Source organism: Pseudomonas sp. 18175 (assembly GCF_050432925.1).
GTDB lineage: Bacteria > Pseudomonadota > Gammaproteobacteria > Pseudomonadales > Pseudomonadaceae > Aquipseudomonas.
The window spans coordinates 64,832-77,515 of the sequence record NZ_JBKFTO010000019.1; the positions used below are offsets into that span (position 1 = coordinate 64,832).

The window sequence follows — 12,684 nt, forward strand, 5'->3', positions numbered from 1 at the left end:
CTTGCTGGGTATGGCATGATGGGCAATTGCCATCTTTTGGGCATTGACCGTGGCTTTACTGGGTTTGACGTGTGAGAGGGAATTGGGTGAAGAGGTTAACAAAGCGCTATCTGGAAAGACTCACCTTGCTGCTTGGGCTGCCGGTGGCCTTTCTGTCCATTGTGTCGGTGGTGGTGCCGCCGGCCTGGACTTGGCTTAAAGGGGACTATTCAAAACTGGATATCACCCTTGCCTACAGCGACTTTGATCGCATGGAGGTGCTGGTGACGAACGTCGGCAACCGTGCGGCTATTGTGACGGCGCTTATGTTGGAAACCGGCACGCACAAGGACCCGGGCACGAGCCTGTTTCAGGTGCCTAAAAAGCAGAAGTTGATCAAGGCCGGTGAGCAGGTGCTAGTGAATGCAAGCAATGGCTTGTTGATCCCGGCGAATGTTGCAGAGTTGGGTGACGCGACGGATTTGCCGCAGAAGACTTGTTCGGTGGTGGTCAAGTATCGCCAGTACAACTCCAAGGAAGAGTCGTCCAAATACACCTTCGACTGCTATGCGGTGGATGATCATGCTGCGATGCGCATTGCCAATCTAGAGCGGGCAGGGGTGAGTATTCCCTGGCAGCATTTTGTGATTGGGGTGGATGGCGGTAAGCACATTCCGACGGTGGAGTTGTTTGAATGGGCCAAGCGCCAGCCGTTGACCAAGGTTGAGGCGTCGGATTGAGGCGGGGGAGAAAATTCCCAAGGCGGTAGGCAGATAGGTCTACCATGCCCCCCCGGCAGTGGTTCCACGCGCTACCGATCATTTTCCTAAAAGGTATCGCCATGTCCATCGACCAAATCAGCCTGCCCAAAGGCGTAGGCCCTCACGCTACCAAATTGCTGGACGCCATCACCGGCGCATCCACCCACGAAGACCTGAACCGCGCGGGCGGTAAGGCTGAGGGGTTTGTGTTGGGGTTGGAGGCGTCCAAGGCGATCAAGAGTCAGATCGCCGAGTCGTTGTATGTGGCGTATGACGATGCGGCGAGTCATCGGGCCGGTGAGCTGAATGGCTAGTTACGCGGCCCATTCGTGGCGAGGGAGCTTGCTCCCGCTGGGCTGCGCAGCAGCCCCAAAACCTGCACCACGGTGTGTCAGGTAAAAAGCCGGGGGCCGCTTCGCGGCCCAGCGGGAGCAAGCTCCCTCGCCACAGGGGTAGTGGTCGTCGGGGGTTAGAAGGCTTGGTTTACGCTCACCCCGCGCATGATCGAAAACCGTGGATCAATCAGCTTCAACCCTGCCTCACCCTTAATGCGCCCCACGGTCACGTGGTAGGTCTTTGGCGCTTCGGAAAGGTTTTCTGCATGACGCGCCAATTTTTCAATCGCCGGGGTTTTGGCCCAGGCGGCGATGGGTTTTTGGCGGATGTCGACGGTCACCAGCCAGGATTTTTCCACGGCAGGGCCCATTTGCTGGGTGTTGACCTCGGTGTTTTGCACCTTGGCGACTTCATAGCCCTGGGCGTAGCAGAACCCGCTGCTTGCGGGCACGTGGGCGGCGCGGCCGGGTTCGGTGAGGGTGTAGGTGTTGTCGTTTTTGGCCAAAAGGCCGGCGTCCACCAGGGCGTCGAAGGCGGGGGCGTTGGCGCTGGAGGTGCCGCTGCTGAAGCTGTTGCTCAGGGTGACGGGAAAGTCCTTGAACATGGGGGCGCTGACGCACGAGGCGCCTTCCAGCCGGGGTTGCAGCGCGGCTTGGATGTCGGCGTCTGAAGGTTTTTCGCTACAGGCCGTGAGCAACAGGGCGGCGGTGGCGAGGGCGAGGGTGCAGGCGAGTTTTTGCAGTGGCATGGTCATGTCCTTGATCGTGGGTATTAACGCACTACGTCCAGCGCGGTGTATTCGTACACCGACGGCGCGGAGTCAGACACCGAGTCCAGCGTCAGTGCAATCCCCAAATCCTCGATAAACGCGCGAGTGGTTTTGTAATGGCCCTGGTCGCATTGCAGTTGAATCGCGTCACCGGTCAGTTCGGCAAATACCTGTTTGGCGGGGAAGCGCTGGCCAACCGTGCAGTTCATGACGGTCTCTTGGGTTTTGCCGTTGGCCTTGGCGGGCACATTGACCAGGCTCCGCCGGGCGCTGAGGGTTTGGCCGGGGTTCCAGTTTTGCGGCAGGCTGACCTGCGCCTGCTGGGTAAGGGTGACGCTTTCATCGCCAATGCCGTGCATCTTGGCTTTGGCCTGGATCAGGTCGGCCAGGGTCAGGCGCTCGACGTGGAAGGTGTTGCTGTAGATCTCGTTGCTTTTGAGCAGGCCACCTTCAGCGGTGTACTCGACCGTGACCGGGCGGGCTTTGCCGGCTGGGCTGTTTTTGTCGATGTAGGTGTAGCTCAAGGTCTTGAACTTGGGTTGCAGCAGCGGCGCGTTGAGCTGGGCCAGCACGGCGGGCGGCACGGGGATGCTGTCGATGGCGATATCGGGCCGTTGGGTGGGGTAGTCGGCCGGGGCAATGTCGGGCCGCAGTTGCACCAGCATCGCGGCATTCACGGCACCTTGCAGCGAGCAACTGATCCGCGATTGCGTGCCCTGTTTGCCTTCGGGCTCCACCAGCAATACGCGCTCGACATTTTTGGTGCCTGGCGCGGTGCCAGGCTTGGGCACGATCAACTGCCAGCTATCGCCCATTTTGAGTTCACTGCGTACATACATGCGGCCCAGATTCTGTAGCGTGGCCGGTTGCGCCATCAGCGGGGCGAGGTGTTTGGCCACCTCATCAATGCCGCCTTCAACGATAAAACCCCAGTAATAGTAGTGGCCCAGTTGGCCGAGGTCGCTGCTTTCGTCGAAGTACGACAGCAGCTTCAACCCGGCAATCGACGGAGGGCTGACTGGCACTGTGTTGGCTTCGTGCTCGCTACGGTTTTTTACCGCGATCCAGGTGCTGGATTTGTCTTGCTTGAGCGGTGCGTAGGCCTTCCAGGTGTCGCGGTGGGTGTTGAGGCTGTCGAAAAAACCGGCATCGCACTGGGTGAAGGCCTTGAGTGTGTCGGTCAGGGCGGCGTCATTGGCGTGGGTGATGGCCGGTGCGCACAGGGCGCAGGCGAGCAGGGCGGCGGGGAACGGCAACTTCATGGGGTTAGACTTCCTTATCCAATGGCGGGGTGCGGCGCAGGCATTATCCAGAAACACGGCGTCGGGCTCCAGTTGCGTGCTGCCGGTTGCGCTCTTAGGCTAGCCCGACCGAGACCCAAGGAGCGCCCATGACATTGACCGTCGACAGCTTGCTTGAACTGGCCATGGCCAACCCCATCAATGCCGAGATCACTGCGCGCCTGCCGGCCTTGGGGGTGGAAGTGGCGACGGGCGAGGTGTATGCGCCGTATGGGTTGGAGGATGTGGAGCAGGGTGTGTTGCGGATCAACCCGCTGCATCCGGAGCGGGCGTTGTTTGAGCAAAAGGCCCGGAGTTATCAGGCGCGCTGGCCATGGTTGAGGATTATTGAGGCTGGCTAGCATGGGTGGCGATGCGGGTACGGCTGCTTGGCAGTGGATGCGCGGCGATCCCTTCGCAGCCTCGCTAAAGCTCGACAGCTCCCACATTTGAGCGCATTCCTTCAGGTGATACGCGGTCAAATGTGGGAGCTGGCTTGCCTGCGATGGCGGCGGCCGGATCGGCAGTGAACTTTTACCTACCTGCCCCACCTCCAAGCTAAAACACCCAGCCAAGGACCGACCATGACCTTCTTCATCTTCCTGCTCGCCTGCGCCGCCGCTGCCAGCACCGGCATCCTCTTCAAGCCCGGCGCCTGGTATGAATCCCTCGTCAAACCCAGCTTCACTCCGCCCAATTGGTTGTTCCCGGTGGCCTGGACAATCATCTACCTGCTGCTGGCCTGGGCCGGTTACCGCCTGAGCCTGATCCCCGACAGCCAGGCCGTACTGGCGCTGTGGGCTGCGCAGATTGCCTTGAACACGTTGTGGACACCGGTGTTCTTCGGCGCCCATCGCATCCTGGCGGGGATGATCATTCTCGCGGTGCTGTGGCTCACCGTCGCCGCGATGGTGGTGTTGGCGGTGCGTCTGGACTTGATCACCGGGTTGATCCTGTTCCCGTACCTGGCGTGGCTGTGCGTGGCGGCGGCGTTGAATTTCTCGATCCTGCGGAATAACCGCTGATGGCCTGCCAACCCTGGCCCGCCAGCGAGCCCGAACTGGCCGAGATGCGCCGCTTCAACAAGAAGTTGGCGTGGATGCCGCGTTTCAAAATCCGCAATCGCGTGACGCCGCGTTTGATCCAGGGGTTGTTGCGGGTCAGTCAAACCCTCAAGAAAGCGCCCCTCGCACAAAGCACCCGAGCAGGCTCGGTCCCCGTGCGCATCCTGCGCCCCAGTGGTAAACCCAAGGGCGTGGTGCTGGATATCCACGGCGGCGGCTGGGTGATCGGCAATGCGCAGATGGACGACGACCTCAACCTGGGCATGGTCAACGCCTGCGACGTAGCGGTGGTGTCGGTGGATTATCGGCTGGCGGTCGACACGCCGGTCGAGGGCTTGATGGACGATTGCCTCACCGCCGCGCGTTGGTTGCTGAACGCCGAGGAGTTTGCGGGGCTGCCGGTGATCATCGTCGGCGAATCCGCCGGTGGGCACCTTGCGGCGGCGACGTTGCTGGCGTTGAAGCAATGGCCGGAGCTGCTCGCGCGTGTCAGCGGCGCGCTGTTGTATTACGGCGTCTACGACCTGACTGGCACGCCCAGCGTACGCGCCGCCGGGCCGGACACGTTGTTGCTGGACGGGCCAGGCATGGTTGAAGCGCTGCGCCTGCTCACGCCGGGCATGAGCGACGACGAGCGTCGGCAACCGCCGTTGTCGCCGCTGTATGGCGACTTCACCGGGCTGCCGCCCGCGTTGATGTTTGTGGGCGAATTGGACCCGCTCAAGGACGACACGCTGCTGGTCGGCGAGCGTTGGCCTGGGGCGCAGGTGCATCTGGTGCCGGAGGCGGCGCATGGGTTTATTCATTTTCCGGTGGAGGTGGGGCAGGCCGTGTTGGTTTATGGCCGCAGGTGGATAACCCAACAACTGCATGGCGCAGTTCTCAATCTTCAGGCACCGGAGTAACCTCTCGCCTCCCAACGTTAAAGCCAAGGAAAGCACGTGAAGGTTCTTCAAGGATTCATCGGTCTATCAGCGCTCTACCTGCTGGCCGGTTGTGAACAAGTCACCGAAAAGACACTGCACTTCGACGTGCCCTACGGCTACTTCGAGACCGCGTTTCGCCAGGATGTCACTGGCAACGGCCAGTTGACGTGCAAGGTCACCACCGACAACCAGGACCGTGGCGAGAAGTGGATGCCGTCGGTGATCCTGGCGGCCGCCGAGGACAAGGCGGAGGACGACACGTTGTTTCTGTCCAGCTATACCCTTGCCGACAGTGACAAACGTTTATTCAAAATGCGCACCTTCAACAAGGCGCAGCCGGTCATCGATTCCCTCATTTTCAACGCGCCTGACCAGAACGGGGTGTATACCCTGCGCCTGACCTGGCAAGCGGATGGCGCTATCGGCTATCAGGTCGAAAACGCCGGCACCTGGCAGGAGAAGCAACTGCTAGAGGACCCCGGCTTTACGGTGCGTCATGTGAGCGTGCATGCGTCGGGGATGAAGGGCAGTGCGGTGTGTGAGTTGCGTCAGTGATTATCCAGCCGGTTGTGGCGGTTGATATCCCTGAGGTGCTGGACTTTGTCCTGCAGGCCCGCGCCGAGTTGTTTCCCAAGCTCAGTGCCGCTGGCATGCCGGATGATCTCGCGCAATTTGAGGCCACGTACCTTAAGGGCGATGGGCGATTCTTGGTCGCTCGAAATGACGGCCAAATCGTCGCGGCTATCGGTTACTTGCCCTATGACCAGCGTTTCTCCCAGCTCAATTACCAAGGCCGCAAGACGGTGGAGGTGGTGCGCCTGTTTGTGCTGCCGGCGTTTCGTCGCTTTGGTTTGGCGGGTGAGTTGTACCGCGCATTGGAAGCCATGGCGCAGGTGGATGGGGTAGAGGTGATGTACCTGCATACCCATCCGTTTTTGCCGGGGGCGATTGATTTTTGGGTGAGGCAGGGGTTTGAGGTGGTGGATGTGGAAGAGGACCCGGTGTGGCAGACAACCCATATGCAGCGGCGTTTGTAGATTCGAAGTCACCGCAGATCAAAATGTGGGAGCGGGGGGGGGGGGGGGGGGGGGGGGGGGGGGGGGGGGGGGGGGGGGGGGGGGGGGGGGGGGNTGGTGGATGTGGAAGAGGACCCGGTGTGGCAGACAACCCATATGCAGCGGCGTTTGTAGATTCGAAGTCACCGCAGATCAAAATGTGGGAGCGGGCTTGCTCGCGAATGCGGTGGGTCAGTCAACTATTCAGTGGCTGACACGACGCCTTCGCGAGCAAGCCCGCTCCCACATTTGTTCCCGTGTGTTCTTGTAATCGTGCTCGTTCAGTTCGAGCGCAACCGCAGGATCTGCGCGCCGTCAAACGGGTCTGTCAGGTAATGCGCCTGCACCCCGAACGTCGCTTGCAACCGCTGCGGCGTGAGTACTTCCAAGGGCTTGCCCAGCGCGACCAATCGACCGTGATCCAGCACTGCCAAGCGATCACAGGTCAGTGCCTGGTTCAGGTCATGCAACGCGATCAGCGTGGTCACGGGCAGCCTTTGAACCCCTTTCAAAATGCCGAGCTGATGCTGGATATCCAGATGATTGGTCGGCTCATCCAACAACAAAATCTGCGGCCGTTGCGCCAGGGCGCGGGCGATGTGCACGCGTTGGCGCTCGCCACCCGAGAGGCTGCGCCAGGCCCGCTGGCTCAGGTGGGTGGCGTCCACATCGTGCAGGGCCTGGCGCACGATGGCGTCGTCGGCGGCGGACCAGGGGCTCAACGCCGATAACCACGGGGTGCGGCCCAGGGCCACGGCGTCGAACACGCGGATGGCGTCGTCGGTGTCGGCCTGTTGTTCCACCACGGCCAGTTGTTGCGCGATGGCGCGGCGCGACAGTTGCCCCAGGCGTTGGCCGCCCAGCAGCACTTCACCACACGCGGGGGCGCGCAGCCCGGCCAGCAGTTTGAGTAGGGTGGATTTGCCGGAGCCGTTGGGCCCGACGATGCCGAGGGTTTCACCCAGCTGCACGTCCAGATGAATATCGCGCAGTAACTCGACGTCACGCACTTTGAAGCCCAGGCCACTGCAACTGAGTACGCTCATCGTGCGTTCCTGCGGCCGATCAAGATCAGCGCAAATACCGGCGCGCCGACCAATGCAGTGACCACGCCCACCGGAATCACTTGGCCCTTGATCAGGGTGCGCGATAGCACATCCGCCGCAATCAAGAACAACGCACCGCCCAGCGCACTCGCAGGCAGCAGGCGCGAGTGCCCGGTGCCCAGTAGCAGGCGCACGGCGTGGGGAATCACCAGGCCTACAAAGCCGATGGAGCCGACAATCGACACCATCACCGCCGTCACCAATGCTGCACAGCCCACCAACACGAACTGCACCCGGCGCACGGGAATCCCCAGGGACGCCGCCGAATCCGTGCCAAAGGTAAACGCATCCAGCGCACGCCGATGCCACAGGCACACCGCCAACCCCACGACTGCCACCGGCACCGCCAGCCACACCGACGGCCAGCGCACGCCGCTGAGGTTGCCCAGCAGCCAGAACATAATGCCGCGGGCCTGTTCGGAACTGGCCGACTTGGTGATGAGGAACGCGGTGAGCGCATTGAACAACTGCGAGCCTGCAATGCCCGCAAGGATGATTTGCCCGGTGCCGCTGGACGAACCGCTGGCCCGCGCCAGCAAAATCACCAACGCAAACGCCGCCATCGCACCCACAAACGCCCCCGCCGACAACGAAATCAAGCCGCCACCCACGCCCATCAACGCCACCAAAACCGCGCCGGTCGAGGCGCCGGCGCTGATGCCCAGCAAGTACGGATCGGCCAGCGGGTTGCGCAGCAACGACTGCAAGATCACCCCGCAGGTCGCAAGGCCTGCACCGCAGGCGGCGGCGACCAGGGCGCGGGTGAGGCGGTAGTTCCACACCACACCTTCGTCGATTGGGTCCAGCACGTAACCGGCGGCCCACAGTTTATTGGCCAGTACCTGGAGCACCACGTGCGGCGAGATGGCGGTTTCGCCGATGGCCACGCCAGCGAGTACGGCGAGCAGCAGCAGGGCCAGGGCGAGCAGGGTACGGGTCATTTGGGCAGGTCGTAGCCGTCGATGGCCGTGGCCAGTTGTTCAAGCCCGTCGAACATGCGGATGCTGGCCTGCAACGCCAGGGCGTCGAGGATGATGATGCGGTTGTTTTTTACCGCGTCCATGTTGCGCGTGACTGGATCGCTGCGCAGGAAGGCGAGTTTCTTTTCATGGTCGTCGGCGGGATAGCGGCGGCGGTCCATGCGTGCGATCACCAAAAAGGTCGGGTTGGCCTTGGCGATGGTTTCCCAGCCGACGGTAGGCCACTCTTCATCCGACTGCACGACGTTGGACAGGCCGAGGGTGTGCAGCATGAATTCGGGGATGCCCTTGTGGCCGGCCACGTACGGGTCGCTGGCCATTTCGGAACTGGAGAACCATACCAATGCGCTGGCCTGTTTGAGGCCTTTGCTTTGCGCCGTGGCGACAGATTTGGCCAGGCGTGCCTTGAGCTCGTCGTTCAGTTGTTGGCCGCGAGCCTGCACGTCGAAGATTTCGGCCAATTGGCTGATGCTTTTGTAGATGGTCTCGATGCGGAACGGCTCCAGGCGTGTGCCGTCGGCGCCCACCAGGTTGTCCTTGCCTTCGCAGTCGGACGGTAGCAGGTAGGTGGGGATGTTCAGCTCGTGGAATTGCTCGCGGGTGCCCACCACGCCTTGGGCGCCGACCACCCATTCGAGCTCGGCGGCCACCAGTTGCGGGCGTTTGGCGATCACCGCTTCAAAACTGGGCTCGTTGTTGGCCAGGCGCTCGATACGGTCGTTCTGTGCCTTGAATTGCGGCAATACGTTGTTGAACCACAACGAGGTGCCCACCACGTGGTCGCCCACGCCGAGGGCGTAGAGCATCTCGGTGGCGGCCTGGCCGATAGTCACGCTGCGTGCCGGTGCTTGAGGGAAGGTCACGGCGCTGCCGCAGTTCTGCACCGTCAGCGGGTAGTGAGTGGGCGCAGCCTGGGCCAGGGCACACAAGCCAAGGCCGGCGAGCAGGGCGGTAACGCGTGGCAGCATGGGGCAATCTCCGTTTGGACCGTACAGTGAGCTAGGGAGGTACGGTATGGAAATACAGCCATGAACGCTGCCGATGGGGCAGGGCAAGGATGTCCTTCCCGGACACCCCGCCGGTTAGTGATCGAGCTTGGGCCGGCAGGTCTCCTGACTGATGCGTCGTCGCCAGGCTCCGGCCTTCCCGAGCAAGGCTCAGTGGCAGTGTGGAGCAGGCTCAGCACCTACAGTTGCGGGGGCAGTTCCGATTGACGCGGGTGGCCGCGCTTCGGATTCCCTATTAGTCCCGTTTGGGAACCGGCGCGGTATGGTAGTCGATTGAAGGCGTGAGGGGGAGCACAGGTTTGGATGATGGCGCTATCGCTGGCCGGGTGTGTCTTTTATGATGCACGCCCAAGGAATAGCCCTACACAAGGAATACACAGTGAAAGCTCTCGTCGCCCTATGCCTGATCGCCACACTTGCCGGTTGCGCCACCCAGGGTAAAACCGATCAGCAGATCTTTACCGAAGCGGCCACCGCCCATGTGGCGTCGCTGCCTTCGGGCGCCAAGGTGCGTTTGCACAGCGTGAAAATCCCCAGTCATGGCCTGTTTGGCGATACGTTGGCGACGGCCCTGGCCGGAGGTGCCAATGCCGCTCAACTCAAGCAGGACCTGCTCAATGCCAAAAACCAGGGTGATAGCGGGTTTTTGATCATGGGTGCCAGCAGCTCAATGGACGTGGCGATTGCCGACAAGGCCTTTGAAGGGCTGGATTTGAAGGGGATGGACATCTATTACTCGGGCAGCGACGCGCAGAAGGATAAGGTGCGCAGTGCGGTTGAGAAGACCCAGGCGCAGTTTCACTTTATTAGCGCGCAGTAATCGGGCTTCGAAAACACCGCTGAGCCAATGTGGGAGCGGGCTTGCTCGCGAATGCGGAGTGTCAGTCAATGTATTAGGTGACTGACACACCGCATTCGCGAGCAAGCCCGCTCCCACACTAGCCACCTCCCACAGTGGGGAGGTGGTGTACCAGTGGGCTTATTTACGATCTAGCCACACGGTCTGCGCATTGCAGAACTCCCGCACGCCAAAGTGCGACAGCTCGCGGCCAAAGCCACTTTTCTTGATCCCACCAAACGCCACCCGAGGGTCGGAGACGCTGAACGCGTTGACGAAGATCCCGCCGGTTTCCAGGCGGTTGGCGATGTTCCGTGCCTTGGCGGCATCCGTGGTGAAGATGCTGGCGGTGAGGCCGAACTCGCTGTCGTTGGCCAAGTCCACGGCATGGTCGGCATCGCGGGCAGTGATGATCGAGGCTACCGGGCCGAACAGTTCCTGTTTGAACGAGGTCATTTGGTCGGTGACGTTGGCCAGCACGGTCGGCTCGTAATAGTTGCCGGCCCCTGCCACTTTGTTGCCGCCCAGCAGCAGGGTGGCGCCTTCTTCCAGGGTGGCCTGGACCTGGCCATGCAGCTCGTCACGCAGGTCGAAGCGAGCCATTGGGCCGATGTAGGTGGCGGTCGACGTCGGGTCGCCCATCACCAGGGCACGGCTGGCCTCCAGGAATTTGGCGGTGAAGGCTTCGGCCACACCGGCTTCGATGATCAGGCGCTTGGCGGCGGCGCAGACCTGGCCGCTGTTCTGGAAGCGGCCGATCAGCGCGGCTTGCACGGCGGCGTCGAGGTCGGCGTCGTTGAGCACGATGAACGGGTCGGAGCCGCCCAGTTCCAGTACGCATTTTTTCAGTGCGGCACCGGCCTGGGAGCCGATGGCGACACCGGCGCGCACGCTGCCGGTAAGGGTCACGGCAGCGATGCGTGGGTCGGCGATGGCCTGGGACACGCCTTCGTTGGCCACGTTGATCACTTCGAACAGGCCGTCGGCAAAACCAGCCTTTTTAAACGCTTGCTGGATCAGGTAGGCGCTGCCCATCACGTTCGGAGCATGTTTAAGCACGTAGGTGTTGCCGGCGAGCATGGTCGGCACGGCACCACGCAGCACTTGCCACACCGGGAAGTTCCACGGCATTACCGCGAGGATCGGGCCCAGCGGGCGGTATTCGATCTGGGCGCTGCCGTTGTCCACCAGGGTCGGCTCGGGGGCCAGCATGGCCGGGCCGTGGGCGGCGTACCACTCGCTGAGCCCGGCGCATTTTTCGATTTCGGCGCGGGCCTGGGCGATGGGTTTGCCCATTTCCAGGGTGATCATCTGCGCCATGTCTTCGGCTTGTTCGCGCAGGGCAGCGGCCAGGGCCAGCAGCAGTTCGGCGCGTTGGCTCACGGGCTGACGGCGCCAGGTGCGGAAAGCGGCGGTGGCGCGATCGAGGGTGGCGTTGAGCTGCGCCTCGGTTTCGTAGGGATAGCTGCCGACGGTTTCGCCGGTGGCCGGGTTGGTCGAAATGGCGTGGGTGGTCGCGTTCATGGCACCGTCCTGCTGAATGATTAAGTTGGGTTCAGACTACGGGGCTGGCTCTTTTCTGGAAACTGAATAATATTAAGCAATGCATTCACGATTGGAGAATGATGTGGATCTGGTGCAACTGGAAATCTTCAAGGCCGTGGCCGAGCAAGGCAGCATCAGCGCCGCCGCGCAGTTGATTCATCGGGTGCCGTCGAACCTGACCACCCGCATCAAGCAACTGGAGCAGGACCTGGGCGTGGAATTGTTTATCCGCGAGAAAAGCCGCCTGCGCCTTTCGCCAGCGGGCTGGAATTTTCTGGGCTATACGCGGCGTATCCTCGATTTGGTGCAGGAAGCCCGTGCCACGGTGGCCGGGGAGGAGCCCCAAGGCGCATTTGCCTTGGGTTCGCTGGAAAGCACGGCGGCGGTGCGCATCCCAGTGTTGCTGGCGGCGTATAACCAGAAGCACACCAAGGTTGAGCTGGACCTGAGCACCGGGCCTTCGGGCACCATGATCGAAGGCGTGCTCTCGGGGCGCCTGACGGCGGCGTTTGTCGATGGCCCGGTGTTGCACAGCACCCTGGAAGGCGTTGCGGTGTTTGAAGAGGAGATGGTGGTGATCGCGCCACTGCATCACGCGCCGATCACGCGGGGGCAGGATGTGAATGGCGAGAACATCTACACCTTTCGCTCCAACTGCTCGTACCGGCATCACTTTGAACGTTGGTTTTCACAAGATGGCGCGGTGCCGGGCAAGATCTTCGAGATCGAGTCGTACCACGGGATGTTGGCGTGCGTGAGTGCCGGGGCGGGGTTGGCGCTGATGCCGCGCAGCATGCTGGAGAATATGCCGGGGTTTGCAGCGGTGAGTGTGTGGCCGTTGATGGACAGTTTCCGAATTCTGAACACGTGGCTGATTTGGCGGCGGGGGACGGTGTCGCAGAGCCTCAATAGCTTCGTAAAGCTGCTGGAAGACCGCAATCTGGTAGCGCCATAAATCCAATGTGGGAGCGGGCTTGCTCGCGAATGCGGTGTGTCAGGCAACACAGGTGTGACTGAACCACCGCATTCGCGAGCAAG

At 61.9% G+C, this 12,684-nt stretch carries 15 protein-coding genes and 1 riboswitch; of the genes, 9 read left to right on the top strand and 6 right to left on the bottom strand.

All coding sequences use genetic code 11. From position 1 onward, the window contains the following. The first annotated feature begins 86 nt into the window (after positions 1-86). Together ACLD1Y_RS23040 and ACLD1Y_RS23045 are read left to right on the top strand one after the other, a co-directional pair. Complete coding sequence (locus ACLD1Y_RS23040; protein ID WP_429480101.1) at positions 87-719, top strand: hypothetical protein; 633 nt, start codon at positions 87-89, stop codon at positions 717-719. 101 nt (positions 720-820) lie between these two features. Then, positions 821-1,054: a hypothetical protein gene (locus ACLD1Y_RS23045; protein WP_429480102.1), complete on the top strand. Its 234-nt coding sequence runs from the start codon at positions 821-823 to the stop codon at positions 1,052-1,054. A 155-nt stretch (positions 1,055-1,209) separates the two neighbouring features. Here the strand turns inward: ACLD1Y_RS23045 and ACLD1Y_RS23050 are convergent, their stop codons facing one another. Beyond that, positions 1,210-1,824, bottom strand: coding sequence for a hypothetical protein (locus ACLD1Y_RS23050; RefSeq protein ID WP_429480103.1), 615 nt, complete (start codon positions 1,822-1,824; stop codon positions 1,210-1,212). A gap of 23 nt (positions 1,825-1,847) precedes the next feature. Further along, entirely contained in the window at positions 1,848-3,107 is a 1,260-nt protein-coding gene (locus tag ACLD1Y_RS23055; protein ID WP_429480104.1) for a hypothetical protein, read from the bottom strand. 128 nt (positions 3,108-3,235) lie between these two features. On the opposite strand from ACLD1Y_RS23055, the gene ACLD1Y_RS23060 reads away from it, so the two are divergent. From ACLD1Y_RS23060 to ACLD1Y_RS23080, 5 genes are all read left to right on the top strand, one after another. Continuing rightward, a complete protein-coding gene (locus ACLD1Y_RS23060; protein ID WP_429480105.1) occupies positions 3,236-3,487 on the top strand; it encodes a nucleotidyltransferase family protein in 252 nt (83 codons plus the stop codon). A gap of 222 nt (positions 3,488-3,709) precedes the next feature. Beyond that, positions 3,710-4,150, top strand: a complete 441-nt coding sequence (gene tspO, locus ACLD1Y_RS23065; RefSeq protein WP_429480106.1) for a tryptophan-rich sensory protein TspO — start codon at positions 3,710-3,712, stop codon at positions 4,148-4,150. Beyond that, on the top strand, positions 4,150-5,094 hold the full coding sequence (locus ACLD1Y_RS23070; RefSeq protein ID WP_429480107.1) for an alpha/beta hydrolase: 945 nt from the start codon (positions 4,150-4,152) through the stop codon (positions 5,092-5,094). The genes tspO and ACLD1Y_RS23070 overlap by 1 nt, the downstream gene beginning before the upstream one ends. 36 nt (positions 5,095-5,130) lie before the next feature. Beyond that, complete coding sequence (locus tag ACLD1Y_RS23075; protein ID WP_429480108.1) at positions 5,131-5,670, top strand: hypothetical protein; 540 nt, start codon at positions 5,131-5,133, stop codon at positions 5,668-5,670. Continuing rightward, positions 5,667-6,152, top strand: a complete 486-nt coding sequence (locus ACLD1Y_RS23080) for an N-acetyltransferase family protein (protein WP_429480109.1) — start codon at positions 5,667-5,669, stop codon at positions 6,150-6,152. Before ACLD1Y_RS23075 ends, ACLD1Y_RS23080 begins: the two co-directional genes overlap by 4 nt. Positions 6,153-6,451: 299 nt before the next feature. On the opposite strand, the gene ACLD1Y_RS23085 is transcribed toward ACLD1Y_RS23080, so the two are convergent. The 3 genes from ACLD1Y_RS23085 to ACLD1Y_RS23095 are packed head-to-tail and all read right to left on the bottom strand — an operon-like array spanning position 6,452 to position 9,224. Beyond that, complete coding sequence (locus ACLD1Y_RS23085; RefSeq protein WP_429480110.1) at positions 6,452-7,216, bottom strand: ABC transporter ATP-binding protein; 765 nt, start codon at positions 7,214-7,216, stop codon at positions 6,452-6,454. Continuing rightward, positions 7,213-8,217, bottom strand: a complete 1,005-nt coding sequence (locus ACLD1Y_RS23090; RefSeq protein ID WP_429480111.1) for a FecCD family ABC transporter permease — start codon at positions 8,215-8,217, stop codon at positions 7,213-7,215. Before ACLD1Y_RS23090 ends, ACLD1Y_RS23085 begins: the two co-directional genes overlap by 4 nt. After that, positions 8,214-9,224: an ABC transporter substrate-binding protein gene (locus tag ACLD1Y_RS23095; protein WP_429480112.1), complete on the bottom strand. Its 1,011-nt coding sequence runs from the start codon at positions 9,222-9,224 to the stop codon at positions 8,214-8,216. The genes ACLD1Y_RS23090 and ACLD1Y_RS23095 overlap by 4 nt, the downstream gene beginning before the upstream one ends. Before the next feature lie 117 nt (positions 9,225-9,341). Then, positions 9,342-9,535, bottom strand: a riboswitch (cobalamin riboswitch). A gap of 107 nt (positions 9,536-9,642) precedes the next feature. Between ACLD1Y_RS23095 and ACLD1Y_RS23100 the strand changes: the two genes are divergently transcribed. After that, complete coding sequence (locus tag ACLD1Y_RS23100) at positions 9,643-10,083, top strand: hypothetical protein (RefSeq protein ID WP_429480113.1); 441 nt, start codon at positions 9,643-9,645, stop codon at positions 10,081-10,083. Between the two features lie 159 nt (positions 10,084-10,242). On the opposite strand, the gene ACLD1Y_RS23105 is transcribed toward ACLD1Y_RS23100, so the two are convergent. Then, a complete protein-coding gene (locus ACLD1Y_RS23105) occupies positions 10,243-11,625 on the bottom strand; it encodes an aldehyde dehydrogenase family protein (RefSeq protein WP_429480114.1) in 1,383 nt (460 codons plus the stop codon). 103 nt (positions 11,626-11,728) lie between these two features. Here ACLD1Y_RS23105 and ptrR point away from each other — a divergent pair, with 103 nt between their 5' ends. After that, positions 11,729-12,601, top strand: coding sequence for a putrescine utilization regulator PtrR (ptrR, locus tag ACLD1Y_RS23110; RefSeq protein WP_429480115.1), 873 nt, complete (start codon positions 11,729-11,731; stop codon positions 12,599-12,601). Positions 12,602-12,684 lie beyond the last annotated feature (83 nt).

What these genes read in the sequence shown, in the direction of transcription:
- ACLD1Y_RS23045 (WP_429480102.1), top strand. Translation starts at nt 821, where the DNA reads ATGTCCATCGACCAAATCAGCCTGCCCAAAGGCGTAGGCCCTCACGCT.
- ACLD1Y_RS23050 (WP_429480103.1), bottom strand. Translation starts at nt 1,824, where the DNA reads ATGCCACTGCAAAAACTCGCCTGCACCCTCGCCCTCGCCACCGCCGCC.
- ACLD1Y_RS23055 (WP_429480104.1), bottom strand. Translation starts at nt 3,107, where the DNA reads ATGAAGTTGCCGTTCCCCGCCGCCCTGCTCGCCTGCGCCCTGTGCGCA.
- ACLD1Y_RS23060 (WP_429480105.1), top strand. Translation starts at nt 3,236, where the DNA reads ATGACATTGACCGTCGACAGCTTGCTTGAACTGGCCATGGCCAACCCC.
- tspO (WP_429480106.1), top strand. Translation starts at nt 3,710, where the DNA reads ATGACCTTCTTCATCTTCCTGCTCGCCTGCGCCGCCGCTGCCAGCACC.
- ACLD1Y_RS23070 (WP_429480107.1), top strand. Translation starts at nt 4,150, where the DNA reads ATGGCCTGCCAACCCTGGCCCGCCAGCGAGCCCGAACTGGCCGAGATG.
- ACLD1Y_RS23085 (WP_429480110.1), bottom strand. Translation starts at nt 7,216, where the DNA reads ATGAGCGTACTCAGTTGCAGTGGCCTGGGCTTCAAAGTGCGTGACGTC.
- ACLD1Y_RS23090 (WP_429480111.1), bottom strand. Translation starts at nt 8,217, where the DNA reads ATGACCCGTACCCTGCTCGCCCTGGCCCTGCTGCTGCTCGCCGTACTC.
- ACLD1Y_RS23095 (WP_429480112.1), bottom strand. Translation starts at nt 9,224, where the DNA reads ATGCTGCCACGCGTTACCGCCCTGCTCGCCGGCCTTGGCTTGTGTGCC.
- ACLD1Y_RS23105 (WP_429480114.1), bottom strand. Translation starts at nt 11,625, where the DNA reads ATGAACGCGACCACCCACGCCATTTCGACCAACCCGGCCACCGGCGAA.